At 70.9% G+C, this 25,686-nt stretch carries 21 protein-coding genes, 4 tRNA genes and 1 other RNA gene; 14 read left to right on the forward strand and 12 right to left on the reverse strand.

The genetic code is table 11. From position 1 onward, the window contains the following. Window positions 1-1,192 precede the first annotated feature (1,192 nt). Window positions 1,193-1,280: transfer RNA gene (locus ABZ833_RS27755), tRNA-Ser, on the reverse strand. A 142-nt stretch (window positions 1,281-1,422) separates the two neighbouring features. On the opposite strand from ABZ833_RS27755, the gene ffs reads away from it, so the two are divergent. The 6 genes from ffs (at window position 1,423) to ABZ833_RS27785 (ending at window position 10,563) form a co-directional block, all read left to right on the forward strand. After that, an RNA gene (gene ffs, locus ABZ833_RS27760) (signal recognition particle sRNA small type) lies at window positions 1,423-1,521 on the forward strand. 42 nt (window positions 1,522-1,563) lie between these two features. Beyond that, complete coding sequence (locus ABZ833_RS27765; RefSeq protein WP_361051656.1) at window positions 1,564-3,807, forward strand: DNA polymerase III subunit gamma and tau; 2,244 nt, start codon at window positions 1,564-1,566, stop codon at window positions 3,805-3,807. Between the two features lie 555 nt (window positions 3,808-4,362). After that, on the forward strand, window positions 4,363-5,616 hold the full coding sequence (purD, locus tag ABZ833_RS27770) for a phosphoribosylamine--glycine ligase (RefSeq protein ID WP_361051659.1): 1,254 nt from the start codon (window positions 4,363-4,365) through the stop codon (window positions 5,614-5,616). A 383-nt stretch (window positions 5,617-5,999) separates the two neighbouring features. Next, the gene (locus tag ABZ833_RS27775) at window positions 6,000-7,880 is read left to right on the forward strand and encodes a hypothetical protein (RefSeq protein ID WP_361051662.1); all 1,881 of its coding nucleotides are present in this window, start codon (window positions 6,000-6,002) and stop codon (window positions 7,878-7,880) included. A gap of 175 nt (window positions 7,881-8,055) precedes the next feature. Next, the gene (locus ABZ833_RS27780; protein WP_361051665.1) at window positions 8,056-9,549 is read left to right on the forward strand and encodes a N,N-dimethylformamidase beta subunit family domain-containing protein; all 1,494 of its coding nucleotides are present in this window, start codon (window positions 8,056-8,058) and stop codon (window positions 9,547-9,549) included. A gap of 117 nt (window positions 9,550-9,666) precedes the next feature. Continuing rightward, window positions 9,667-10,563, forward strand: a complete 897-nt coding sequence (locus tag ABZ833_RS27785; protein WP_361051668.1) for a phosphoribosylaminoimidazolesuccinocarboxamide synthase — start codon at window positions 9,667-9,669, stop codon at window positions 10,561-10,563. A 52-nt stretch (window positions 10,564-10,615) separates the two neighbouring features. On the opposite strand, the gene ABZ833_RS27790 is transcribed toward ABZ833_RS27785, so the two are convergent. From ABZ833_RS27790 to ABZ833_RS27825, 8 genes are all read right to left on the reverse strand, one after another. Next, window positions 10,616-10,691, reverse strand: a tRNA-Gly gene (locus ABZ833_RS27790). Window positions 10,692-10,714: 23 nt separating this feature from the next. After that, window positions 10,715-11,323, reverse strand: a complete 609-nt coding sequence (locus ABZ833_RS27795; RefSeq protein ID WP_249589031.1) for a response regulator transcription factor — start codon at window positions 11,321-11,323, stop codon at window positions 10,715-10,717. Then, a complete protein-coding gene (locus ABZ833_RS27800) occupies window positions 11,320-12,600 on the reverse strand; it encodes a sensor histidine kinase (protein ID WP_361051671.1) in 1,281 nt (426 codons plus the stop codon). Before ABZ833_RS27800 ends, ABZ833_RS27795 begins: the two co-directional genes overlap by 4 nt. A 12-nt stretch (window positions 12,601-12,612) precedes the next feature. After that, on the reverse strand, window positions 12,613-13,416 hold the full coding sequence (locus tag ABZ833_RS27805) for an ABC transporter permease (protein ID WP_361051674.1): 804 nt from the start codon (window positions 13,414-13,416) through the stop codon (window positions 12,613-12,615). Further along, the gene (locus ABZ833_RS27810; RefSeq protein WP_361051677.1) at window positions 13,413-14,384 is read right to left on the reverse strand and encodes an ABC transporter ATP-binding protein; all 972 of its coding nucleotides are present in this window, start codon (window positions 14,382-14,384) and stop codon (window positions 13,413-13,415) included. The genes ABZ833_RS27805 and ABZ833_RS27810 overlap by 4 nt, the downstream gene beginning before the upstream one ends. A gap of 147 nt (window positions 14,385-14,531) precedes the next feature. Next, a tRNA-Gly gene (locus tag ABZ833_RS27815) sits at window positions 14,532-14,607 on the reverse strand. A gap of 79 nt (window positions 14,608-14,686) precedes the next feature. After that, window positions 14,687-14,758: transfer RNA gene (locus ABZ833_RS27820), tRNA-Gly, on the reverse strand. A 168-nt stretch (window positions 14,759-14,926) separates the two neighbouring features. Beyond that, entirely contained in the window at window positions 14,927-15,244 is a 318-nt protein-coding gene (locus tag ABZ833_RS27825) for an Lsr2 family protein (RefSeq protein ID WP_249589035.1), read from the reverse strand. A 345-nt stretch (window positions 15,245-15,589) separates the two neighbouring features. Here ABZ833_RS27825 and purS point away from each other — a divergent pair, with 345 nt between their 5' ends. From purS to ABZ833_RS27865, 8 genes are all read left to right on the forward strand, one after another. Further along, window positions 15,590-15,841 carry a phosphoribosylformylglycinamidine synthase subunit PurS gene (gene purS / locus ABZ833_RS27830; RefSeq protein WP_135332092.1) on the forward strand — a complete coding sequence of 84 codons (252 nt, stop codon included), beginning with the start codon at window positions 15,590-15,592 and terminating at the stop codon, window positions 15,839-15,841. Next, window positions 15,838-16,518 carry a phosphoribosylformylglycinamidine synthase subunit PurQ gene (gene purQ / locus ABZ833_RS27835; protein WP_361051680.1) on the forward strand — a complete coding sequence of 227 codons (681 nt, stop codon included), beginning with the start codon at window positions 15,838-15,840 and terminating at the stop codon, window positions 16,516-16,518. Before purS ends, purQ begins: the two co-directional genes overlap by 4 nt. Beyond that, on the forward strand, window positions 16,518-18,767 hold the full coding sequence (purL, locus tag ABZ833_RS27840) for a phosphoribosylformylglycinamidine synthase subunit PurL (RefSeq protein ID WP_361051683.1): 2,250 nt from the start codon (window positions 16,518-16,520) through the stop codon (window positions 18,765-18,767). The genes purQ and purL overlap by 1 nt, the downstream gene beginning before the upstream one ends. A gap of 94 nt (window positions 18,768-18,861) precedes the next feature. Continuing rightward, window positions 18,862-19,362 carry a winged helix-turn-helix domain-containing protein gene (locus ABZ833_RS27845; protein WP_361051686.1) on the forward strand — a complete coding sequence of 167 codons (501 nt, stop codon included), beginning with the start codon at window positions 18,862-18,864 and terminating at the stop codon, window positions 19,360-19,362. A 72-nt stretch (window positions 19,363-19,434) separates the two neighbouring features. Next, window positions 19,435-20,274, forward strand: a complete 840-nt coding sequence (locus tag ABZ833_RS27850) for a M23 family metallopeptidase (RefSeq protein ID WP_361051689.1) — start codon at window positions 19,435-19,437, stop codon at window positions 20,272-20,274. Between the two features lie 5 nt (window positions 20,275-20,279). Further along, the gene (locus tag ABZ833_RS27855; protein ID WP_361051692.1) at window positions 20,280-20,918 is read left to right on the forward strand and encodes a TetR/AcrR family transcriptional regulator; all 639 of its coding nucleotides are present in this window, start codon (window positions 20,280-20,282) and stop codon (window positions 20,916-20,918) included. Between the two features lie 9 nt (window positions 20,919-20,927). Next, window positions 20,928-21,722: a sterol carrier family protein gene (locus ABZ833_RS27860; protein ID WP_361051695.1), complete on the forward strand. Its 795-nt coding sequence runs from the start codon at window positions 20,928-20,930 to the stop codon at window positions 21,720-21,722. A 60-nt stretch (window positions 21,723-21,782) separates the two neighbouring features. Beyond that, window positions 21,783-22,583 carry an META domain-containing protein gene (locus tag ABZ833_RS27865; protein ID WP_361051698.1) on the forward strand — a complete coding sequence of 267 codons (801 nt, stop codon included), beginning with the start codon at window positions 21,783-21,785 and terminating at the stop codon, window positions 22,581-22,583. Here the strand turns inward: ABZ833_RS27865 and ABZ833_RS27870 are convergent. The 3 genes from ABZ833_RS27870 to ABZ833_RS27880 form a co-directional block, all read right to left on the reverse strand. Next, window positions 22,555-23,895 (reverse strand): LPXTG cell wall anchor domain-containing protein, encoded by a 1,341-nt coding sequence (locus ABZ833_RS27870; protein WP_361051700.1) that lies wholly within the window; start codon window positions 23,893-23,895, stop codon window positions 22,555-22,557. The two genes, ABZ833_RS27865 and ABZ833_RS27870, sit on opposite strands and share 29 nt — an antisense overlap. Before the next feature lie 160 nt (window positions 23,896-24,055). Next, complete coding sequence (locus tag ABZ833_RS27875) at window positions 24,056-25,465, reverse strand: sulfatase-like hydrolase/transferase (RefSeq protein ID WP_361051703.1); 1,410 nt, start codon at window positions 25,463-25,465, stop codon at window positions 24,056-24,058. A gap of 87 nt (window positions 25,466-25,552) precedes the next feature. Then, a complete protein-coding gene (locus ABZ833_RS27880; RefSeq protein ID WP_344646327.1) occupies window positions 25,553-25,654 on the reverse strand; it encodes a putative leader peptide in 102 nt (33 codons plus the stop codon). Window positions 25,655-25,686: the final 32 nt, after the last annotated feature.

The following is a 25,686-nucleotide window of genomic DNA, read 5'->3' on the forward strand; positions in this document are numbered from 1 at the left end:
TCACCCGTTCGGGCATGTGAATTGGCCCTTTGGGGTGACATGTTGAAACCTAAGCGCCAGCTGTGAGGCCTCTCGGTCGTCGTTCCTACGACTGCCACAGCGGAGGCATACGGGCACGGGAAGGCCCGCAGTGTTTCACTGAGACGCGAGGTCACGAAGCATCACCATTGCGGACGGTGGTGGACGCATCAGAACGGCAACGGCAGCCAGAAAACGGAGCGGAGTGATGCGACGCGGAAGCCACATGCGCGGCGGGTGGGCGGGAACGGAGCCTGCAGTTGGCCCTCCGTAGCGCTACATAGTTCGACATAGGGGCGGTCCGGTCCGGTCCGTACCACTCGGTGTTGCCTGTACCGCCGACCATGCAGTGGCCACCCACCGGGACCGTCGAGCGGGGCGGTGCCCTCGGCAGCCGAGCCGCGTTGGTAGTTGGGGATGCCGATGCAGCCCGTGTGGAACTGGGCGTGAGCAACCTTCACCCATCGGGGGCGCCGACGGTGTGGCCTCGGGTTCGTATGGCGATGACCACCAGCGTTTGACCACTCCCCTGAGCCCGTGCTGTCGAGGGCTAAGGGGTGCCGATGCGTCGGCGTCCGTCGGCTGCGGGCAGTGAGTGCTATGGAGGTGCCAGCATGGGCATCCGGACGAATCACCAGGTGATGATGCCGCGGCGTCGCGGGCTTCGAGTAGGGGCGGCAACAAATAGGTGAGAAAGCCGCGTTGGGCGGCTTGGCGGTCGGCGAACTGGATGTTCGCCTGTAGCCACTCGGAGGCGGGCGGAGGTGCGTTGAACGCGGTCCGTCCGGCAGTGCGGGCAGACCGATGGCTCGGCAGATGCTCCGGTGGTGAGTACAGCTGAGCAGAGGCCTCCCGGTGTGTGCGGCCAATACGGCGTACGCATTACGGGCTTGTCCAGCTGCTGTCCCTGGTTCCGCAGGGGGTATCGGGCCCTCAGCAGTAGCGGTGTAGGTGGCGTGCGGGGGCGGCCTTGCGGACGGCTTCACCGACGAGCCGGCGCCTCAGCCTGCTCCGAGTCGGCAAACTGCGCGCGTCCTTCCAAGAGCGAAGGCTCACCTCGCGCCGTTGGCGAAACTGAGCGGCGCCCCGTGATTGACGGCAACTGCAACCACGCACGTCGAAGGGCCCCACCGCGAACGGTGGGGCCCTGCAACGTTAGTGCCCGGTGAGGCACTGGCGGAGGATACGAGATTCGAACTCGTGAGGGGTTGCCCCCAACACGCTTTCCAAGCGTGCGCCCTAGGCCACTAGGCGAATCCTCCGCCGCAAACAATACAAGACGTTGAGGAGTGCTCGCGAACACGATCCGCCTCCGGTCCCAAGATCGCTCCCGAGATCGTCCCGAGGCGGGTGCCGGGGCCGGACCGACGTGGCTTCCGGCCCAGGGGATCCGCTAGGGTGGGCGTCAGCCCCTCACGTGGCGCTATCTGACTGAACTCCCCCAGGGCCGGAAGGCAGCAAGGGTAGGTTGGCTCTGGCGGGTGCGTGGGGGGCGCTTTGCGTTCGCGGTATGTGTTGTCAGTGGGCGCCTATAACCTCGTATGCGTGTCGTCTCTCGCGTTGTACCGCCGCTATCGCCCGGAGTCGTTCGCCGAGGTCATCGGGCAGGAGCATGTAACCGACCCGTTGCAGCAGGCGCTGCGCAACAACCGGGTCAATCACGCCTACCTGTTCAGTGGTCCGCGCGGCTGCGGCAAGACGACCAGCGCGCGCATCCTGGCCCGCTGTCTCAACTGTGAGCAAGGTCCCACGCCGACGCCCTGCGGCGAGTGCCAGTCCTGCCGGGACCTGGCGAGGAACGGCCCGGGTTCGATCGACGTCATCGAGATCGACGCCGCTTCGCACGGCGGTGTGGACGACGCCCGTGACCTGCGCGAGAAGGCCTTCTTCGGCCCGGCGAGCAGTCGGTACAAGATCTACATCATCGACGAGGCCCACATGGTCACGCCGGCGGGGTTCAACGCCCTGCTGAAGGTGGTGGAGGAGCCGCCGGAGCACCTCAAGTTCATCTTCGCGACGACGGAGCCCGAGAAGGTCATCGGGACGATCCGCTCGCGCACGCACCACTACCCGTTCCGCCTCGTGCCGCCCGGGACGCTCAGGGAGTATCTGGCGGACGTGTGCGGCCGGGAACAGATGGCCGTCGAGGAGGGCGTGTTCCCGCTGGTCGTGCGGGCCGGTGCGGGTTCCGTGCGTGACTCGATGTCCGTCATGGACCAGCTCCTCGCGTCCGCGGCGACGGACGGTGTGACGTATGCCATGGCGACGTCCCTTCTCGGCTACACGGACGGGACGTTGCTCGACGCCGTGGTGGAGGCCTTCGCTTCCGGGGACGGGGGCGCCGCCTTCGAGATCGTCGACAGCATCATCGAGGGCGGCAACGACCCGCGGCGCTTCGTCGCCGACCTCCTGGAGCGGCTGCGGGACCTGGTGATCCTCGCGGCGGTTCCGGACGCGGCGGAGAAGGGGCTCATCGACGCCCCGTCGGACGTCGTGGAGCGGATGCAGGCGCAGGCGGGTGTCTTCGGCGGCGCCGAGCTCAGCCGCGCGGCCGACATCGTGAACGAAGGCCTGACGGAGATGCGCGGGGCGACCTCGCCCCGGCTGCAGCTCGAACTGATCTGCGCGCGCGTACTGCTTCCGGCCGCGTACGACGACGAGCGCTCGCTCATGGCCCGCCTCGACCGGCTCGAGCGCGGCGGCAACTTCATGGCGGGCGGTCAGGGCGGCGGTCCCGGTCCCGCGATGGCGTACGTTCCTGGGCCCGACGCCCATGCGGGAGCGCAGCCGCAGGGTGGCGCGGGGCCGCAGGCCGCTTCGGGCCCGCCGGTTCCGCCGGGGGGCGGTGCTGCGGCGGCGCGGGCGGCTGTGCGGGGCGGGGGGGCGGTGCCTGAGCCCGAGGCTCCGGCTCCGGCTGCTCCTGCTCCTGCTCCTGCTCCTGCGCAGGCTGCACCGCCGCCGGTGCAGGCGGCTCCTGCTCCTGCGGCTCCTCCCGCCCCGGAGGCTCCGGCTGCCGCGCCGGCCGGTGAGCGCCGCCCCGGTGGGTGGCCCACGGCTTCGGCGCCGGGGAGCGGACCGGCGCAGGAGGCCCCTCGGCCGGGGGGCTGGCCCACGGCCGCGTCCGCGGGTGGCGGTGCTCCGGCGGCCCCGCAGCAGCCCGCGCCGACTGCCCCTGCTCCGACGCCTGCTCCGGCTGCGGCTCCGGCTGCGCCACAGGCTCAGGCTCCGGCCCCGGTGGGCGGGCCCGACCCGCGCACCCTGTGGCCGAACATCCTCGACGCGGTGAAGGGCCGCCGCCGCTTCACCTGGATCCTGCTGAGCCAGAACGCCCAGGTGGCGGGGTTCGACGGGACGACACTGCAGATCGGCTTCGTCAACGCGGGCGCGCGGGACAACTTCGCCAGCAGCGGCAGCGAGGATGTGCTGCGGCAGGCGCTGTCCGAGCAGTTCGGGGTGCAGTGGAAGGTCGAGGCGATCGTCGACCCCTCGGGGGGCTCTGCGCCGCCGCCCGCGGCGGGCAACTTCGGAGGCAGCGCGCCGCCGCCGGCCCGCCCCGCTCCGCAGCAGCAGTCGCCGCAGCCTCCGCCGCCCGCCGCCGGCCGGGCGCAGGCGCAGTCGCCGGCTCCCGCACCGGCCCCCGAGCGGCATGTCCCGGACCACGTGTCCGCGGAGGACGACATCCCGGCGGACGACGACCCCGACCTGGTCGAGTCGGCGCTGTCCGGCCACGACCTGATCGTCCGCGAACTGGGCGCCACGATCGTCGAGGAATACAACAACGAACCCTGATCCACCGCGTGGCTGCCCCGGGGCGGTGCTGCCCCGCTCGCCGGTCCGGGGGTCCGGGGGTCCGGCCAGGCCCGCCGCCCCATGGGTGCCTTCGCCTGCGGTCCGGGGCCCCGAACAAGCCCGCCGCTCCGCGCCGGATCTCTCCCACCCGCCCACCCGTTCACCCCGGGGCAATCGGGTGGGTGGGCGGGAAAGATCCGCCGCGGAGCGGCGGGCCAGTCCGAAGACGGCCCGCAGGCGAAGGCACGGCACTCCCGGCGAAGGACAGCGAAGGGAGCGCCGGGTCGGGTGAGGGGCGCCCCGGACGCCGGACCCGCGGGCGAAGGCACGGCGCCCCCAGCCAGGGAGAGCCAATCGAGCGCCGGGCAGCGGGACCGCCCGCGCGGTGCCCGAAGCCAGGGCGAGCAAGGGCAAGTCAGGGGCCGCCCCCCGCGCCCCCGCAGCCGCGGAGAGCCGCAGAAGCCCCCCGGCCTGGAGGAACGTACAACCGCCGGAGGCTTCCCCGCTGGGGCTCCCGTACGAACGCACCGGCCCGCGCCAGCTAGGCTGACGCCCGTGAAGGTCCTCGTCATCGGCAGTGGTGCCCGCGAACACGCCCTGTGCCGCTCTCTGTCCCTCGACCCCGACGTCTCCGCCCTGTACTGCGCCCCCGGCAACGCCGGCATCGCGGACGTGGCCGAGCTGCACCCGGTCGACGCCCTCGACGGCAGCGCGGTGTCCGCCCTCGCCACCCGGCTCGGCGCCGATCTGGTGATCGTGGGCCCGGAGGCGCCGCTCGTCGCCGGAGTCGCCGACGCCGTACGCGACGTCGGCATCCCCTGCTTCGGGCCCTCCGAGGAGGCCGCCCAGCTGGAGGGCTCCAAGGCCTTCGCCAAGGACGTGATGGCGGGCGCCCAGGTCCCCACCGCGCGGTCCTACGTCTGCACGACCCCCGAAGAGATCGATGAGGCGCTCGACGCCTTCGGTGCGCCCTACGTCGTCAAGGACGACGGGCTCGCCGCCGGGAAGGGCGTCGTCGTGACGGACGACATCGCCGCCGCCCGCACCCACGCCCTCGCCTGCGACCGCGTCGTCATCGAGGAGTTCCTCGACGGCCCCGAGGTCTCCCTCTTCGCCATCACGGACGGCGTCACCGTCGTACCGCTCCAGCCCGCACAGGACTTCAAGCGCGCGCTCGACGGCGACGAAGGCCCGAACACGGGCGGCATGGGCGCGTACTCCCCGCTCCCCTGGGCCGACCCGAAGCTGGTCGACGAGGTCATGCAGAGCGTGCTCCAGCCGACCGTCGACGAGCTGCGACGGCGCGGCACCCCGTTCTCGGGGCTGCTCTACGCGGGCCTTGCGATCACCAGCCGCGGCGTACGCGTCATCGAGTTCAACGCCCGCTTCGGCGACCCCGAGACGCAGGTCGTCCTCGCCCGCCTGAAGACCCCGCTCGCCGGTGTCCTGCTGGCCGCGGCGAACGGCACCCTCGTCGACCTGCCCCCGCTGCGCTGGAGCGACGACGCCGCGGTGACCGTGGTCATCGCCTCGCACAACTACCCGGAGACCCCGCGCACCGGCGACCCCATCGAAGGGCTCGACGATGTCGCGGCACAGGATGCCCCGGACGCGTACGTCCTGCACGCGGGGACGAAGCGCGACGGCGACGCCGTGGTCAGCGCGGGCGGCCGTGTGCTCTCCGTGACGGCGACCGGCACGGATCTGACCGCGGCGCGCGAGCGCGCGTACGCGGCGCTGTCCCGCATCCGCCTCGACGGCTCCCAGCACCGCACGGACATCGCGGCGAAGGCGGCGTCGGAGGCGTAGTAAAGGCCCCATGGATGCCCCATAGAGGCCCCATAGAGGCCCCGTAAAGGTCGTCCTCGCGTCACCCGCGAACCACTCTCAGGCCCCGGATCCGACACTGGATCCGGGGCCTGATCGTCATCCACCCCGTCATCCACCTTTACCCAAAGCCATTCCATCGAGTGACCGCTGGCCCATCCGGCTGACGATGCCCGGCGCCCCAACTAGGGTGCGGCGCAAGCGGTTAAGGGTGCCCAGAGCCAAACAGACCACCGGCATTGCGATGTCAGTGGCGGGTGCCACAGTGGGGGAGTGAGCAAATCCATCGGCGGCTGCCGTCCGCCCGCAGTCCCGGCCCACGGCCGGGGAGCAGGCGGCACAGGCAGCAGGGGGTGACATCGGTCGTGTCAGGTACGGGTGTGGAGGTGGGCGTGCAGTCCGCACGTTCCCAGGCGCTCGCCGTGCTGCGCATCCGCAGCAGGGCGCTCGCCGTCGCACTGCTGCCCGCTGCCGTCGCCGTCGTGCTGATCGCGGGCGGGGCCACGGGCCATGCCACCGGGGGGAGTTGGGACGTCGTGCGCGGCGTCGTGACGGTCGTCGCCGTCCTCGTGCTGATCGCCGCCGCGGGCATCGCGCTCGTCGTCGCGCGGTCCAGGCCCGCCGTCAGCCCGACCGTCCCGATCGCCGAGGGCTCGGCCCCCGATCTGTATCGCCTGGTGCGGGACCTCGCCGACCGCCTCGACGTGCCCGCGCCCTCGGCGATAGCGCTCACCCCGGACTGCGACAGCTGGCTGGAGGACCGCACGCACCCCGCGCACGGCCCGCCCGCGGAGGCCCCCGCCGACCCGGCGGAGCCGGCGGGCAACGGCGTACGTGACAGTCGCCCCGCCCCGCGCCGCCAGGCCCCCGTGGCTCCGGTGCTCGTCATCGGCTCCCCGTTCCTGTGGTGGATGCGGGTCGGCGAGCTCCGCGCGGTGCTCGCCCCGGTCGTGGCAGGCACGGGCCCCTCGGCGCATCCCGACATAGCCGCCGCCCGGCGCTTCATCCGCGGTCTCGACGCCGCGGTCGCGGTCACCTCCGCCCCGGGGCGCGGTCCGCTCGTGCGTACGGTCCTCGGTGGCGCCGGCTGGGTGGTGCGGCTGCTCCTGCGCAGCTGCCGTGGGCATGCGGGCGAGATGGAGCGCGGGGTCGCTGCGGCCGCCGCCGAGCGCGCCCAGGCCGTGGACTATGGGGTGCGGATCGTCGCCCAGGAGCAGGTGGGCCTGGCGTATGCCGGGTGGGACCGGCTCCTGACCAAGGTCGCGCTGCCCGCCTGGCGGATGGGCCGCTGGCCCTCGCGTCTGGACGCGGGCGTCGTCTCCGCCCTCACCGAGCTCTCCCGCAGGGACCGCCTGGCCGAGGGCTTCACCTCCCGCCTGGGCGAGCGCCCTGCCTGTGACCTCCTGGAGGAGCCGGGCTCGGTGGACGAGGCGGCTTCGCTGCTCGCCGCCCGCCTCTTCCACGGGGGCCCCGCCGAGCAGGGCCCTGACTGGGCGCCGGTGGCGTGGCAGGAGTATCCGGACGAGGTCGTCGACCGCAAGTGGCGCATGGACGCCGCCCGCCTCCACCGGGTCCTCGACTCCCTGGGCGTCAGCCACTCCGCCGACCCGTCGGCCCCCGACTCCGAGGGGCCGACACTGGGCCGCGTACTGGACCATCTGACGGCGCAGGACAACGGAACAGACCTGGCGACCGAGCCCACCGCAGCCGCCCTCATCCCGGGCAGCGCCGAGCCCCTGGACGCCGAATTGCCCTCGTACGGCGAAGGGCCCGCGGACGGCGATGAGTCCTTGTACGGCGAAGAGCCCGTAGACCTCGAAGAGCCCGTAGACCCCGAAGAGTCCACCGACGGTCCCGGCGGACTTCTCGCCGCGGGCCTCAGTGCGGAGATCGCCCGCGAGGAGGCCGCCGCCCCGCCCCGCCCCGCGCCCACGGGACAGGGCCCGGACGACGCGCTCTGGGACGACGGCATGCTGCCGCTGTTCCCGCTCCAGCCGCCGCGTACGGGACGGGAGTTGCTGGCCGATCACGTCACGGCCCTGGTCTGCTGCGCCGCCGTGGACACGGCGGACGCGGCCCCCGGCCTCGACTGGCTGGACGGCCCGTCCCTCCTGATCGACGGCGAACGGGCGGCGGACCTCACACCGCACGTCCGGAGCCTCGTGGAGGACGGCGACCCCATCCCGCTGCGCGGCTGGCTGGCCCGCCTGGGCGTCCGCCCGGAGAAGCCGGTCCGGCTGGTCTGAGCCCCCCCACTCCCCGGAACGCTCTCTTCCGTTCTCGTCGATTAGCGACGAACGGTGACGGAGTGCGTGCGTAATGTGATGTGCTGGGATCGACCGCCGGTCCGGACATGTCAGCGGCACCACACAGGGACAGCGCGCAGAGCAATCTCGGGGGAGCAGCGAGGGAGGGGTACACATGGGGTCGGAGCAGATCCGCAGGTGGGAATCGGGCGCCTTGGCGCACGCCGTGACCGACCCCTTCGGTCAAGGGCCGCTGCCCTGGCTCCGAGGCGCCGAGCACTACTTCGACGACACGGGCCAGGTCGTCCCCTGGTACGTCGACCACGCTCCGTCACCCGGCGCGCAGAACATCCCCGCGCCCCGCAACCGCACCCGTACGAACGGCCCCCGCACCGCCGACGACGTGCACGGCCAGATCAAGGGCTTCGCCTCCACCGGCGCCGCGGCCCCCGGTGAGGCGATCGACTTCCACGTGACGGTGGACCCGCCCCAGCAGTTCAGCGTCGACATCTACCGCATCGGGCACTACGGCGGCGACGGCGCCAGCAAGATCACCACGAGCCCGCGCCTCTCCGGCATCGTCCAGCCGCCCCCGCTCGCCGCCGACCGCACGGTCTCCTGCCACCACTGGTGGCTCTCCTGGCGTCTGCAGATCCCGAGTTACTGGAGCGTGGGGGCGTACGTGGCGGTCCTCACCACGGTCGACGGCTACCGCTCGCACGTGCCGTTCACGGTCCGCGACGACCACCGGGCCGATCTGCTCCTGCTCCTGCCGGACATCACCTGGCAGGCGTACAACCTCTACCCCGAGGACGGCCGCACGGGCGCCAGCCTCTACCACGCGTGGGACGAGAAGGGCCGCCTCCTGGGCGAGAGCGAGGCCGCCCACACGGTCTCCTTCGACCGTCCGTACGCGGGCGCGGGCCTGCCCCTGCACGTGGGCCACGCCTACGACTTCATCCGCTGGGCCGAGCGGTACGGCTACGACCTCGCGTACGCCGACACCCGCGACCTGCACGCGGGCCGCATCGATCCGACCCGCTACCGGGGCCTGGTCTTCCCGGGCCACGACGAGTACTGGTCGTCGAACATGCGCCGCACCACGGAGCAGGCCCGCGAGCACGGCACATCGCTCGTCTTCCTCTCCGCCAACACCATGTACTGGCAAGTGGAGTTGGGCCCTTCCCCGTCCGGTGTGGCGGACCGCCTGCTGACCTGCCGCAAGCGGGGCGGCCCCGGAAAGCCGACCCTCTGGCGCGAGCAGGACAAGGCCGAACAGCAGCTCCTGGGCATCCAGTACGCGGGCCGGGTCCCCGAGCCCGCCCCCCTCGTCGTGCGCAACGCCGACCACTGGCTGTGGGAGGCGACCGGTGCGCACGAGGGAGACGAGATCGAGGGCCTGGTCGCGGGCGAGGCCGACCGCTATTTCCCGCGCACCGCGCTCCCGGAGCACCAGGGCCGCATCCTCCTCGCGCACTCTCCGTACGAGGACTCCGAGGGCGCCACCCGCCACCAGGAGTCGTCCCTCTACCGCGCGCCCTCCGGCGCCCTGGTCTTCGCCTCGGGCACCTTCGCCTGGTCCCCGGCGCTCGACCGCCCCGGCCATGTGGACACCCGCGTCCAGCGCGCCACGGCCAACCTCCTGGACCGCATCTGCAAACGGGACTGAGGACCGTCCATCCGCTCCCGGGAGAGCCCCTGGCGCCCTCGGGACAACCCCTGGCCAAAAGCTGCCTCCCCATGCGGGAGAATCAGCAGCATTCAGTCAGAACCACGGGGAGGAACCGTGTCCGGATTCGTAGAAAAGCCCGAGCCTCTTCAGGTGCCGGGCCTGGTGCATGTGCACACCGGCAAGGTGCGCGACCTGTACCGGAACGAGGCGGGCGACCTCGTGATGGTCGCGAGCGACCGCATGTCCGCCTACGACTGGGTGCTGCCCTCGGAGATCCCTGACAAGGGCAGGGTCCTCACTCAGCTCTCCCTGTGGTGGTTCGACCAGCTCGCCGACCTCGTCCCGAACCACGTCATCTCCACCGACGTCCCGGCAGGCGCCCCCGCCGACTGGGAGGGCCGCACCACGGTCTGCAAGTCCCTGGCGATGGTCCCGGTCGAGTGCGTCGCCCGCGGCTATCTCACGGGCTCCGGCCTGGTCGAGTACAACGCCTCGCGCACCGTCTGCGGCCTCGCGCTGCCCGACGGCCTCAGCGACGGCTCGGAGCTGCCCGCCCCGATCTTCACACCCGCCACGAAGGCGGAGGTCGGCGAGCACGACGAGAACGTGAGTTACGAGGAAGTGGCCCGCCAGGTGGGCGCGGACACGGCGGCCCAGCTCCGCCAGGCGACCCTCGCGGTCTACGGCCGGGCCCGCGACATCGCCCGCGACCGCGGTGTGATCCTGGCCGACACGAAGTTCGAGTTCGGCTTCGACGGCGAGACGCTGGTCATCGCGGACGAGGTCCTGACCCCGGACTCCTCCCGCTTCTGGCCCGCGGACAGCTGGCAGCCCGGCCGCGCCCAGCCGTCGTTCGACAAGCAGTTCGTCCGCGACTGGCTGACCTCGCCGGCCTCCGGCTGGGACCGCAAGAGCGAGCAGCCGCCGCCCCCGCTCCCGCAGGACGTGGTGGACGCCACGCGCGCCAAGTACATCGAGGCGTACGAGCGTCTGACGGGCATGGCCTGGTAGCGGCACGCACGAAGAAACCCCCGGCGCCGAGAGGCACCGGGGGTTTTCTCTGTGGAGCGGACGACCAGGTTCGAACTGGCGACCTCAACCTTGGCAAGGTTGCGCTCTACCAACTGAGCTACGTCCGCGCTGCGCCGAAGCGCGAGGACAACTATACCCAACCCCGCTCGCGTGCGAGACGCACCGCGGCATGACGGTTCTCCGCCCCGGTCTTCGTGACGGCCGACGAGAGGTAGTTGCGGACGGTCCCCTGGGACAGCGCGGCCCGCTCGGCGATCTCCGCGACGGGCGCGCCGTCGGCGGCCAGTTCGAGCACTTCGGCCTCACGGGCGGTCAGCGGCGAGTCCCCGGCGGAGATCGCGTCGGCGGCCAACTCCGGGTCCACATAGCGGTTACCAGCGTGAACGGTGCGGATGATCTCGGCGAGGCGCTGCGCGCTCACGGTCTTCGGAACGAACCCCCGCACCCCCACCGCGAGCGCCCGTTTGAGATGCCCCGGTCTGCCATGACTCGTCACGATCATGGTGCGGCAGTGCGGCAGCTCGTCCCGCAGCGATGTGGCCACCGTCACACCGTCGGCGCCCGGCATCTCCAGATCGAGCACGGCCACATCGGGCCGGTGGGCCCGCGCCATGGCGAGCGCCTCGGGCCCCGAGGCGGCCTCGGCGACCACGACGAGATCGTCCTCAAGCGCGAGGAGCGCGGCGAGTGCGCCGCGGATGAGGTGCTCGTCGTCGGCGAGCAGCACGCGCAGGCTCATGGCGCGACCCTTTCGGCTTCCTGATGGCGGACCTGTCGGGGGCCGTCCTGCCCGGGGCGGGCGAGCGGCACCTCCGCGGCGAGGCGGAACCGCCCGTCCCGTGACGCGAAGTCCAGCGTCCCGTCCACCGCGGCGAGCCGCTCCCGGAGCCCGGCGAGGCCGGACCCCTTGCTGCCGTCCGGCATGGCCTCGGGCACCCCGTCGTTCTCGACGACCAGCGTCGTACGGTCGTCAGTGATCGCCAGAGTGATGTCGCACCGCTGCGGATCCCCGTGCCGCAGCACATTGGTGGTCGCCTCCCGCACGACCCACCCCAGGGCGGACTGCACGGCAACCGGAAGGCCCGCCGACGACCCGCTCACCCGGCAGTCGATCCCCGCCGCCTCAAGCACACCTTGCGCACCGGCGAGTTCGACCGCGAGGTCGGACTCCCGATACCCCCGCACCACTTCCCGTACCTCCCGCTGTGACTCCTGCGCGATCCGCTGCACCTCGACCATCTGGTCGACGGCCTCGGGCCGCCCCCGCTTCGCCAGCTGCACGGCCAGCTCGCTCTTCAGCGCGATGACGGCGAGGTTGCGCCCCATCACGTCGTGCAGGTCACGCCCGAACCGCAGCCGCTCCTCGGCGACCGCGAGCCGTGCCTCGACCTCGCGGGCCCGGTCGGCCTCCCACATCACGGAGAGCGTCCAGGCGCCGCAGCGCGAGGACAGCAGGGAGACCAGCGTGCCGAACGCGATCACCAGAGCCGTGGCCACGAGCTGCCCGTCACGGACGCCGACCGCGGCGAACCCGGCCACGATCGCGGCGTCCATCACGGCGAACCGGATGAAGAACGTGCGGATCGGTACGGCGAAGGCCAGCGACTGTCCGTAGGGCATCACCGTGAACATCGTGGCAAGGACGAGCGTGCCTTCCTTGACCCCGCCCACGGCCTGCAGGGCGAGCACGAGGCCCAGCACGACGACCATGAGCACGAACGACACGGCGAGGTCGAGGCGCGGTGGCTCCGCGCGCTTCAAGTAGTGATCGAGGGAGCGGCGCAGTGTGCGGTTGACGTGGACGCACTGGAGGACGGCCACTCCGATCAGCGAGCAGCCGAGGACCAGCGGCACTGTCGCGTGCCGCAGGCTCACGGCCAGCGGCACCGAGGCCCAGCTGAGGAAGAAGAGCCAGGGCATGGCGTGCCACATGGCCATGCTCTGGAACTCGACCTTCTCGATCTTGCTCCGCTCATGCCAGCCACGCTGCAGCCCCCGGAATCGGCCGACCACCACTTGACCCCTTCCTCAACGCCGGGGTTCCCAGCGGAACCACCGTCGTACAGCAAACACCGAGACCACGGTCCAGGCCACAGCGGTCGCCAGGGCGCCCAGGGTCTCGGCGCCGGACAGCTCTCCGGTCCAGCCGCCGCGTACCAGTGTGATCACCGGGCTCAGCGGAAGGAGCTCGCAGACCGATGCGAGCTTGTCGGGCATGACCTCGAAGGGGACGAAGAGGCCCGAGCCGAACATCGACGCGAACGTCAGGGGCATGGCCATGACCTGCGCCGACTCCACGGACCTGCTGAAACTGGCGGTGACCGCGCCGAGGGCGCCGAACATCACCAGGCCGAGCAGCACGCCGATCACGGCGAGATGGGGTGCGCTCGGCGCCCCCGCGTCGAGCAGCGCGGTACAGGCGATCGCGAGGACGACGCACTGCGTCAGGCCGATGGCGACGGAGGGCAGCGCGGCCCCGGCAAGGATCTCCGGATCCCGCAGCTCACCGGTGCGCAGCCGCTTCAGGACCAGCTCCTCGCGGCGGGCGGCGAAGACGGTGGTCAGCGCGGAGTAGACGGCGAAGAGCAGGGAGAAGCCGATGGCCCCGGGCACCACGACGGCCCCGATGGAGAGCCCGTTGCCCTTCAGGTCCATGCTGTCGGCGACCTGGCGCAGGCTGAACGGCATCGCGAGCGGCACGAAGAGGGCAGCGAACAGCGTCCCCTTGGTGCGCCCGAGCAGCGTCAGCTCGGCCCGCGCCAGCGCCCGCATCCGCCCCGCGGGGGTCGTCGTCGCGGCCCTCGCCACCGTCGCCGTACTGATGCCACTCATGCCACCGTCTCCTTCCGCGCCACACCAGCCGCACCCGCGGCGCTCTCGGCACCCTCGGCGTCCCGCGCGATGCGCAGGAACGCCTCCTCCAGCGAAGCCGCCCGTACGTCGAGCCGGCCGAGTTCGACGTTCGCGTCCCGCGCCCACAGCAGCAGCCCCGTGGCCGCCCGCTGCAACTCGTGCGTACGCAGCCGGACCCGTCCGCCGACCACCTCGTGGTCGCTCACGCCGAGCTCGCCCAGCGGCGGCAGATCCCCGACGAAGTACCCGGCGGGCAGTTCGAAGGAGACCTGCGAGGGCTGCTGTGCCACCACGTCGGCGACCCGTCCCTCGGCCGCGATCCGCCCCTCGTGCATGATCGCGAGCCGGTCGGCGAGGTTCTCGGCCTCTTCGAGGTAGTGCGTGGTGAGCAGCACGGTCGTGCCGTTGTCGCGCAGGGCCCGCACCAACTCCCAGGTCTCGCGGCGCCCTTCGGCGTCGAGCCCGGTCGTCGGTTCGTCGAGGAAGAGCACTTCGGGCCGGCCGATGAGCGCCGTCGCGAGATCGAGGCGCCGCTTCTCACCCCCGGACAGCATCTTCACGCGTACGCCGGCCCGCTTGCCGAGCCCCACGATCTCCAGGGCCTCCGCGGCGGGACGGGAGCCGCTGGTGCATCCCGCCCACATCCGCACGGTCTCCGTGACCGTCAGTTCGGAGGGAAAGCCGCCCTCCTGGAGCATCACACCGATCCGGTGGCGCACGGCGCCCCGCTCGGCGTACGGATCATGTCCGAGCACCCGCACCCGCCCCCCGGCGGGTGCGGCGAGCCCTTCGAGGAGTTCGAGGGTGGAGGTCTTGCCCGCGCCGTTGGTCCCGAGCAGCGCGAAGAGCTCACCTCGTCCGACGGAGAACGAGACTCCCCGGACCGCCTCGAAACCGCCCCCGTACACGCGCCGCAGATCGGTCACGTCGATCACTTGGTCAGTCATGAGAAGAGCGTCCCCCGGCCCCGGGCGCCGGAGCAGTGCGCGCTGTCACCGGCTCGCATGACAAATGTCAGAAGGCGATCAACAGCAGGGGCAACAGGGGGCACACACGAAGAAGGCCCCGGTCGTGATGACCGGGGCCTTCTTCTCTGGAGCGAACGACGAGGTTCGAACTCGCGACCTCAACCTTGGCAAGGTTGCGCTCTACCAACTGAGCTACGTTCGCATTGCCTCCGACCAGCTCTCACTGATCGGCGCGAGCACCAGCCTACCGCACTCGAAAGAGTGCCTGATCGGCGATGCAGAGCGGGTGACAGGAATTGCACACTGCGCCTTCCCCCTGGAAGGGGGATGTTCTACTACTGAACTACACCCGCAAGACTCCGTGAGGTTCGGGCCTTTCGGCCTTGCCCCTCGGCGTGCTCCAGACTTTAGCCGACCGGCGGGGGTGCAGGTCAAGTCGGTTGCCGAGGGGCCCTCCTGGCCGGGCGTCGGCCCAGGTCAGTCGGCCGTCCTCCGAGCGTCGGCCGGCCGCCCTTCGCGCGTCAGTTGGCCGCCTCGAAGGCCTCGTAGACCTTCTTCGGGATGCGGCCGCGCGGCGGCACGTCCATCTGGTGCGAGCGGGCCCAGGCGCGTACGGCCGCAGGATTCGCGGCCACCGTCGTGTGCTTGAAGGCCTTGCCGGACTTGGACTGCTTGCGGGCGGCGTCCAGGTACGGGGCAAGTGCCTTGCGCAGTTTCTTGGCATTGGTTTGATTGAGGTCGATCTCGTACGACCTGCCGTCAAGACCGAAGGCGATCGTCTCCGCCGCATCCCCGCCGTCGATGTCGTCAGAGAGAGTGACCACGACACGCTGCGCCACGAATATCGGTCCCTTCGTGCGGCTCTACCGCCTTGACGTGCGGTGATGCCGACTGTCCGGCTGTTATGGGGCACTGTTATGTGCAAAGCATCGGCTAATGCCTTTTCCTTTGTACAGTGCCCGGCATTGCATTGTGAAGCCCGACTAAATCCGCCCGCGTGTCCGGACGCAATGGTGATGCGTGATCTTTTCCGGGATTTTTCGCGAAGGTGCCCTGTTCGATACGTGAGTAGGGGTAGGAACGTGACCGTCCTCACGTAGGTTTCTACGAATCTACGCGAGTAGAATTTTTGTGCGGGTAGTCTGAAGGGACCGCTCAGCCAGCACCACACACCGGGAGTGCCAGTGGCACGCGTCGTAGTCGACGTCATGCTCAAGCCGGAGATCCTCGACCCCCAGGGCCAGGCGGTGCAGCGTGCACTGCCGCGCCTCGGATTCAAGGGGATCGCCGACGTACGTCAGGGAAAGCGCTTCGAACTCGAGGTGGACGGGCCCGTCGATGACGCAGCCCTCGCCCGTATCCACGAGATGGCGGAAACCTTCCTCGCCAACACCGTGATCGAGGACTTCTTCGTAAAGGTGGAGGAAGAGAAGTGACTGCTCGAATCGGAGTCGTCACTTTCCCCGGAACGCTCGACGACCGCGACACCCAGCGCGCCGTCCGCGTCGCCGGCGCCGAAGCCGTGCCGCTCTGGCACCGGGACAAGGACCTGAAGCAGGTCGACGCCGTGGTGCTCCCCGGTGGATTCTCGTACGGCGACTATCTGCGGGCCGGGGCCATTTCACGGTTTTCGCCCGTCATGGAGTCGGTCATCGAGCAGGCGAAGGCCGGTATGCCGGTTCTCGGCATCTGCAACGGCTTCCAGGTGCTCACCGAGTCGCACCTGCTGCCCGGCGCGATGCTGAAGAACAACCACCTGCACTTCATCTGCCGCGACCAGAAGCTGCGCGTGGAGACGGCCGACACCGCCTGGACCGCCGATTACGCGGCCGGCCAGGAGATCTCCGTACCGCTGAAGAACATCGACGGCCGTTACGTCGCCGATGAGCGGACCCTGGACATGCTCGAGGCCGAGGGACGGGTCGTCTTCCGCTACCTCGACGTGAATCCCAACGGGTCGCTGCGCGACATCGCCGGTGTCTCGAACGCCGCGGGCAATGTCGTGGGCCTCATGCCGCACCCCGAGCACGCCGTCGAGCCGCTGATCGGGACCGGTCGCACCGACGGCCTGGGATTCTTCACCTCGATCCTGAAGAAGCTGGTCAACGTCTGATGACTCTGGACACCGTCAAGCACGCCGCCGAGACTCCCGAGGTCAAGCTGCCCTGGGCCGAACTGGGCCTGAAGGAAGACGAGTACGCGCGCGTACGCGAGATCCTGGGCCGCCGTCCCACCGGCGCCGAGCTCGCCATGTACTCCGTCATGTGGTCCGAGCACTGCTCGTACAAGAGCAGCAAGGTCCACCTGCGCCAGTTCGGCGAGAAGGCCCCCGAGAACGACGCCATGCTCGTCGGCATCGGCGAGAACGCCGGTGTCGTCGACGTCGGCAACGGCTATGCGGTCACCTTCAAGGTCGAGTCGCACAACCACCCCTCGTACGTCGAGCCCTACCAGGGCGCGGCCACCGGTGTCGGCGGCATCGTCCGCGACATCATCGCGATGGGCGCGCGCCCGGTCGCGGTCGTGGACCCGCTGCGGATGGGCGCCGCCGACCACCCCGACACCAAGCGCGTCCTGCCGGGCGTCGTCGCGGGCATCGGCGGCTACGGCAACTGCCTGGGCCTGCCGAACATCGGCGGCGAGCTCGTCTTCGACGCCTGCTATCAGGGCAATCCGCTGGTCAACGCCGGTGCCATCGGCGTCATGCGGCACGAGGACATCCACCTCGCGAAGGCTTCAGGACCCGGCAACAAGGTCATCCTCTACGGGGCCCGCACCGGCGGCGACGGCATCGGCGGTGCCTCGATCCTGGCCTCCGAGACCTTCGACGACACGAAGCCGTCGAAGCGTCCGGCCGTGCAGGTCGGTGACCCCTTCCAGGAGAAGCTCCTCATCGAGTGCACCCTGGAGGCCTTCGCCGAGAAGCTCGTCGTCGGTATCCAGGACCTCGGTGCGGCCGGTCTCTCCTGCGCGACCTCCGAGCTCGCGTCCAACGGCTCCGGCGGCATGCGCGTCGAGCTCGACGACGTACCCCTTCGCGACTCCACGCTCACTCCCGAGGAGATCCTCATGAGTGAGTCGCAGGAGCGCATGTGCGCGGTCGTCGAGCCCGAGAAGGTCGAGCGCTTCCTCGCCATCTGCGAGAAGTGGGACGTCATCGCCACCGTCGTCGGTGAGGTCACCGACGGCGACCGGCTGGAGATCTTCTGGCACGGCGAGAAGATCGTCGACCTCGACCCGCGCACCGTCGCCCACGACGGCCCCGTCTACGAGCGCCCCTACGCGCGCCCGAAGTGGCAGGACGCCCTCCAGGCCGACGACGCGAACAAGCTGGCCCGCCCGGTGAGTTCGGACGAACTGCGCGACCAGGTCCTCGCGGTCGTCGCGTCGCCGAACCAGGCCTCCAAGGCGTGGGTGACGGACCAGTACGACCGTTTCGTGCAGGGTAACACGGTGCTCGCGCAGCCCGAGGACTCCGGCATGGTCCGCATCGACGAGGAGACCGGCCTCGGTGTCGCCCTCGCCAATGACGGCAACGGCCGCTACTCGAAGCTCGACCCGTACGCCGGCGCGCAGCTGGCCCTGTCGGAGGCGTACCGCAACGTCGCCGCGACCGGTGCCAAGCCGCTCGCCGTATCGGACTGCCTGAACTTCGGTTCGCCCGAGGACCCGGACGTCATGTGGCAGTTCGCCGAGACCACCCGTGGTCTCGCCGACGCCTGCCAGATCCTGGGCACCCCGGTGACCGGCGGCAACGTCTCGCTCTACAACCAGACCGGTGAGGCGGCGATCCACCCGACGCCCGTCGTCTCCGTCCTCGGTGTGATCGACGACGTCGCACGGCGTACGCCGATCGCCTTCGCCGAAGAGGGCCAGCTGCTCTACCTCCTCGGTGACACCACCGAGGAGTTCGGCGGCTCGGCCTGGTCGCAGGTCGTCCACGACCACCTCGGCGGCCTGCCCCCGAAGGTGGACCTGGAGCGCGAGCGGCTGCTCGCCGAGATCCTGATCTCGGGCTCGCGCGACGGCATGATCGACGCGGCGCACGACCTCTCGGACGGCGGCCTCGCGCAGGCCGTCGCCGAGTCCTGCCTCCGCGGCGGGAAGGGTGCGCGCCTGGTCGTCCCGGACGGTCTGGACGCGTTCACCCTCCTGTTCTCGGAGTCGGCGGGGCGCGCGGTCGTCTCCGTGCCGCGGAGCGAGGAGCTGCGCTTCACCGACATGTGCGGGGCGCGGGGCCTTCCCGCGACGCGCATCGGTGTGGTCGACGGTGACGCCGTGGAGCTGCAGGGCGAGTTCACGCTGACGCTCGGCGAGATCCGCGAGGCGCACGAGGGGACCCTTCCGGGGCTCTTCGCCTGACGATCACTGCTGCGAGCCCCCGTTCGGACCTGGTCCGGGCGGGGGCTTCGTCGTGCCCTTGCAGGTGATTACGTAATTACGTAATACTTGCTCCATGGATCTGGAAGAGCGCGTCGCCGAGCTGGAACGGCGCATGGCGGAGCTGGAGAGCGCAGGTGCCGCCGCGCCGGCCGTGGGCGAGGGTGACTTCTGGGCCCTGGAGGCGCTGAAGGCACGCCTGCCCGAGGCGCAGGTCCCGGACGGCGCCGTCGTGTTCACCGGAGCGGTGCGGGTGCCCACGGGCGAGCGGTACGAGTGGCAGTACGGCCACACGACCGAGCAGCTCCTCGGCGACGACTGGTCCGAGGCCGCGGAGTCGTTCGCCGCGCTCGGGCATCCCGTGCGGCTGAGGCTCCTGCGGGAGATCCTCGGCGGCCGGCGCACCGCGGCCGAGCTCGCCGAACTGGAGGAGATCGGCACGACCGGCCAGATCTACCACCACCTGCGCCAACTGACCGGCGCGGGCTGGCTGCACGCCACGGGGCGCGGGCGGCACGAGGTTCCCGCGGGGCGGGTCGTTCCGCTGCTCGTGGTGCTCTCCGCCTCGCGGCCCTGAACCGACCACTGACCACTGACCACTGGTCGCCGATCGCCGATCACCGGCGCCACTGACACTGGGGGAACCATCATGTCCGTACGTCAGCGCAAGTTCGCGGTGCTGCTTCAGCGGCTGCTGTTGCTCGTCGTCCTCGTCCATGTGATCACCGGGCGCTTCGTGGAGCTGCCCTATCCCTCCTGGTGGGGAGTGATCCCCGCGGCCTGCTTCGTCGTCCTCACCATCGTGCTCGGCCAGGCCGCCCGCCGGCACCGGGCCCAGGCCGAGCCCAAGGCCCCCGTGGAGATCGCCCCGCCCGTCACCGGCCGCTGGACCGCCCTGAACAGCCCCGCCGACAAGGTGCCGAGCCACGGCACGCACGGCCTCGGGCAGACCTACGCCATCGACATCGTGGCCGAGCCGGAGGGCACGGAGCGTCCCGCCTTCGCCTGGCTCTGGCCCGTCGCGCGCGGCAACCGCGCCTTCCCGGCCTTCGGGGCCCCGCTGCTCTCGGTCGCCGACGCGACCGTCGTGCACGCCGAGGACGGTCAGCGCGACCACCTCAGCCGCAACTCCCTTGCCGCGTACCTCTACTTGTTCGTGGTCGAGGGCACGTTCCGGACCCTGGGCGGCGCCCGCCGCGTCGTCGGGAACCACATCGTGCTCGACCTCGGTGAGGGGACGTACGCCGTGTACGCCCACGTCCAGCAGGGTTCGCTCGCCGTCCGCGCGGGGGACAAGGTCGTCGCCGGGCAGGTCATCGCCCGCTGCGGGAACTCCGGCAACACCACCGAACCCCACCTGCACTTCCAGCTGATGGACTGCCCCGACCTGGACACCGCGCGGGGTGTGCCGTTCCGCTGGCGGGGGATCGGAGTGCCCGCGAACGGCGAGACGTTCACGGTGGGGGAAGAGGCCGTCCCGGTACCGTGACCTGCATGACTGAGGAGCTGGGGCTGCGTGCGCGCAAGAAGAGGCAGACCGCGTCGCGGATCTGGCAGGCAGCCGTGGACCTCTGCTCCGAGCGGGGCTTCGACCACGTCTCCGTAGCGGAGATCGCCGAGGCGGCCGAGGTGTCGAAGATGACCGTCTTCAACTACTTCGGTACGAAGGAAGGCGTGATCGTCAGCCCCATGGAGGAGCACGTCGGCGATGCCGCCCGTGCGGTGCGCGAGCGGCAGCCGGGGGAGTCCGCGGTCGCCGCGCTGCGCGGCCAGTTCCTGGAGCAGGTCACCGGGCGCGACGCCTCGATCGGCCTCAGCGGCGACCCGCGCACCCTCAAGGTGCGCCAGCTCATCAGCGAGACACCGACCCTCGCGCACCGCATGGTGAGCTTCCACATGCGCAGCGTCCAGCTCCTCGCGGACGCCCTCGCCGAGGAGACGGGCGACATGCTCCTCGCCCGCGTCGCCGCCGCCCAGCTGATCGGCGCCCGGAACGCGCTCATCATGGAGAACCACCAGCGCAGCCTCCTCGACGACCCGCTCGACGAGATCGCGAAGGACTGCGCCGCGTCCGCCGAGCGCGTCTTCGGCCAGGTGGAAAAGGGTCTCCAGGGGTACCCCGGGAAGAATTAGGCTCGGCCCATGCCACCGGCCAAGAAGCGCACGCGTATCTACGACTCCGCCAAGATCCGCACCGCCGTGCTCGCCCAGTTCGGGAACGTACGGGAAGCGGTCGGCGCCCTGGAGCCCGAGCAGCTCGCCCTGCCGACCCGGCTCGGGAGCTGGACCGTCCGCGAGCTGGCCGCGCACCTCACGATGGCCCTCGGCGGCGCCACCCGCTTCCTCGCCATGCCGGAGCCCGCGGCACGCGAAGTAGCCCTGCTGGACTGGCCGTTCGCGACCGCCTCGGCCGCGGCGCAGGTCGACGAGGCGTCGCGGGCCTTCGCCGCGCAGGAGGATCTGGCCGGGCTGTACACGCGCACGCTCGCCGATTTCGAGGCCGCGTTGCCCGACGTCACGGCCGGGCGGCTCATGCCCACCCGTTTCGGTGCGATGGCCCTCGACGACTTCCTGGTCACCCGCACCGTCGAACTCATCGTCCACACCGACGACCTGAACGACGCGGTGCCGGGTCTGGACGTCCCGTACGACCGGCAGGCCCTGGCCGCCTGCACCCGGCTGCTCGCCGACGCCCTCGCCGTGAAGGTGCCCGGCGGCGCCGTCGAGGTCAGAATCCCGCCGTTCGCCGTGGTCCAGTGCGTGGAAGGGCCCCGGCACACCCGCGGCACCCCGCCGAACGTCGTCGAGACGGACCCGCTCACCTGGATCCGCCTCGCGACCGGGCGCAGCGACTGGAAGACGGCCCTCGACGCGGCGAAGGTCAGCGCGAGCGGGGAGCGGGCGGATCTCGCCGCGCTGCTGCCGGTCATGAGCTAGCCGGGGCCGTACTGTGGGCGGGAGGGGAACCAGATCACCCACTTGTCCCGTCACAGCGGCATGCAGAAGCAACGACTGACTCCGACCGTCATGGCCCTGGCCGCCGCGGGCATGCTCACCGCGTGCGGCACCGAGACCGGCTCAGGCAGCGGGTCCGTCGGGTCTGAACCGTCCCTCACCGGCGTCCACTGGAGCGTCGAGAGCGTCACGGTGGACGGCAAGAAACAGCAGGCCCCGGCCGACGCCTACGTCAAGATCGGCGACAAGGGGAAGGCCGAGGGCAACTACGGCTGCAACGGCTTCTCCGCGGACGTCTCGACGGACGGCGACAGCGTCGACTTCGCCAACGCCATCTCCACCAAGCGGGGCTGCGACAAACTCGACTTCGAGGACGCCTTCAAGGGCGCTCTGGGCAAGGGCGACCTGAAGGCCGCGGTCGACGGGGACAAGCTCACGCTGACCACCGACAAGGGAGACCGCGTGGCCCTCACCTCGGAGCCGGACGTCCCGCTGACGGGCACCAAGTGGAACGTGAACGCCATCGGCGACGGCAAGGCGGTGACCCCCCTGCCGAAGGAAGTGGACGGCAAGGCCCATCTGACCTTCGGCAAGGACGGCACCGTCCGCGGCAACCTCGGCTGCAACAGCGTCACGGCCAAGGCGGAGGTGAAGGACGGGCGGATCACCCTGGGCGCCCCGCGGACCACCCGGATGATGTGCCAGGGAGCCGCGGGCGACACCGAGAAGAAGCTCCTCAAGCTCTTCGACGGCAAGGTGAGTTACCGCCTGAGCCACGGCGGACTCTCGCTCACCGCGGCCGACGGCACGGTCGTCAGCGCGAACGCCGACCAGAAGAAGTAGCCACGCGGCGGGTGCGGGACTTCAGCAGGAACGCCCCGCCGAAGGCGAGCATCAGGCCGCCGCCGATGGAGTAGGCGAGCGTGGTGTCGGAGTCGCCGCCGGTCTCGGCGAGTTCGGTGGAACCGCCTTCGGGGCGCGCGTCGTTGGGGGCGGCAGCATCGTCGGGAGCGGCAGCGTCCTCGGGGGCTGCCGCGGCCTCGTCCCGCACGGGCTCGGGCTCATCGGCCTTCGCGGGGGCCGCCGGCGCCGCCACGCCGTCCAGGCTCACCTGCACCGTCGCCGCGTCCGCCGCCGCCTTGACGACCTTGACCTCGACCTTCCTGGCCTTGTCCGTCAGCGTCGCCCCTGCCTTGAGCGCGTCCGCGTCGGCCGGGGCATCGCCGCCGGTGGACTCGTCGGCGTCCGGCGTCGGGTCGATGAGCGCCGACTTCGTGTAGTCCTTCTCCGGCACCCGGTAGGCGTGCACGCCCTGGATCTCGCCGTCGACGGTGCCTGACTTGTGCCGCAGCTCCACGACCAGGCGGTCGTCACCCAGCGGGATGTCGAGCGCACGGACCCCGCCGCCACTCCCGTACAGCGGACGCAGCGTGTACGTCGCCGACTTGGCCACCTTTGCGACCTCGCCACCCGTCAGCCACTTGTTGTGAAGCAGCTCGGGCGAGGTGAGCCCGGCCTCCCAACCGCCGCCGCCCATCGGGGTCTTGTGGCTGGTGCCGTCCTCCTTGCAGCCCGCGCCCAGGTCGCCTTCGGGGCAGCGAAGCCGCATGTGGTGGCTGTAGCCGAAGTTGTGGCCGAACTCGTGGACCAGGGCCGTCATCGACATCTTGCCGTCGGCGCCGATGGGCATCCAGGTGGTGCCGCCGCCGACGGTGCCGAGCGCGAGCCAGTCGCAGCCCGCCTTCTCCGAGGGGAAGACGAGCGACAGGTGGTCGTAGCTGTCCTCGGGGACGCCCTTCGCGGTGAGGGCCTTGCGCGTCAGGTCGTTGATCTTGCCGGTGTCGCAGCCGGTGGCCGCGAGATCGATGTCGACGGGTCCGGTGACGCCGTCGCCCTCGGCGGCCTTGAAGGTGGTCGCGCCTCCGGTGACCTCGTTGTAGTACGAGGTGAGGGAGCCGGTGGAGCCGAAGTAGTTGTCCTTCAGGGCGGTTTCGAGCTTGCCCGCGTCCGGGATACGGCTGTCCGTGAAGTTGACCATGGCGACCTGGACGCGCCGCTGAGGCTCGTCGGCGGCGGGCGCGGGCGTGGCTGCGGCGGCGGTCAGGGCGGCGGCCACGGCGGCCGGTATGAGGCAGAGGCGCGGGGACGGCTTCATGGGGGGACCTTCCGAGTGGGGGTTCGCGCGGGCCTGTAGATCAACTTGGGCGCGCGCGAGGCACGCTAGCGATCACTTCGGTCCGCGCGAACCCCCGGGAAGGCTTCTTAGGGCGCGCTTAAGGCTCAGTTCAGGCTCACGGCTTCCTACCGGCAGCCGTTCACGCGGCCGGATACGGCAACAGCCCCCCGTCCGTCTTCTCCCAGGCAGCCTTCAACTCGGCGAGCAGCTTCGGCTCGTCCGGCGCCCGGTCCGCCTGCTCCCGCTGATCCGCCGCGAGGTTGAAGAGCTGGTCCTTGCCGCCCTTGCCCCGGTAGTACTTCCACTCCCCGCGCCGCAGCGCCCGCTCCCCGCGCACCCGCCAGAACAGCTCACGCTCGGCCAGCTCCTCGCCCTTGAGGAGATAGGGCGCGAGGCTGGTCCCGTCCAGTTCGTACGCGGGGTTCGGCCGCGCCCCGCCGATGTCGAGCAGCGTCGCCGTCCAGTCGGGGGTGAACACCGGCTCGTGGCTGACCTGCCCGCCGTCGAGCCGCGCGGGCCACCGCACGATGGTCGGCACGCGGATGCCGCCCTCCTGGAGCGAGGCCTTGTTGCCCGACAGGGGCCAGTTGTACGAGAAGCGCTCGCCGCCGTTGTCGGAGGCGAAGAAGACCAGGGTGTCCCGCTCCTGCCCGGATTTCTTCAGGGCCTTGAGGACCTCGCCGACCGACCGGTCCAGGTCCTGCACCATCTCCGTGTACTTCTCCACGGAGCCGCCGTCCTGGTGCCAGAGCGCGCCCTTCTCGCCGGCCTTGATCCTGCGGACGATCTCGGCGCTCTCCTCCTTGTCGCCGTCCGCTATCCAGGGCCAGTGCGGGGTGGTGAAGTTCAGATTGAGCAGCCACGGCTTGTCCCCGTGGTCCCGCCCGACGTACTCGCTCGCCCGCTCGGTCAGGATGTGCGTGTAGTAGCGCAGGTCCTTGTACTCCGCGTCGCCCTCGTAGAGGTCGTACTCACCGCCGAGCCCCAGCTTCGAGTAGTACTCCAGGGCCCCGCCGAAGTTCCCGAAGAACTCGTCCCAGCCCGACCGGGTGGGCGAGTAGTCCGGCAGATAGCCGCAGTGCCACTTGCCGATCAGGGCGGTCGCGTACCCGGCGTCCCGCAGCAGCGACGCGAGCGTGGGGTGGGTCGGCTCCAGGCCCACGGACTTGTCCGCGATGGGCTCGGCGAGCCCGCCCTTCGTACGCCCCGGGTAGCGCCCCGTGTAGAGGCTGAAGCGCGTCGGCGAGCAGGTCGCCGACCCGGAGTAGGCGTCGGTGAAGCGCACGCCCTGGCGCGCGAGGCGGTCCAGGTTCGGGGTCTTGATGTGCGGCGACCCGTAGGAGGAGAGGTCGGCCCAGCCGAGGTCGTCGCCGAGGATGAAGAGGATGTTGGGCCGCTTGGCGCCGCGGCCCGGGGCGGCACGGAAGGGGCGCTCGCGGGCCTCGGCGGCGGCGGGCAGGCCCACCGCGGCGGCGGCTCCGGCTCCCACGGCGCCCCCGAAGGCGCGTCGGGACAGGGCGGACTGGTGGTGCGAAGGCGTCGCTGACATGGCTGTGCTCCTGATCGGGGCACGGCGCGGCAGGGGGCACGTACCCGGAGACGGGAAAGGCGAGGAAAAACGGGACGGAGAGTGAGCTCAGACAGCGCTGCGACAGATGGCGCTCGCGACACGGACCAGGTCGACGTGGCGGCGCTCCACAAGGATGACCGTCGGGTCACCGAGGGGCTGCAGGGGCATGGACCAGGAGCTTCACGGGACCCGCCCGTCCC

The organism is Streptomyces sp. NPDC047525 (genome assembly GCF_040643025.1).
In the GTDB taxonomy this organism is placed as follows: domain Bacteria; phylum Actinomycetota; class Actinomycetes; order Streptomycetales; family Streptomycetaceae; genus Streptomyces; species Streptomyces durmitorensis.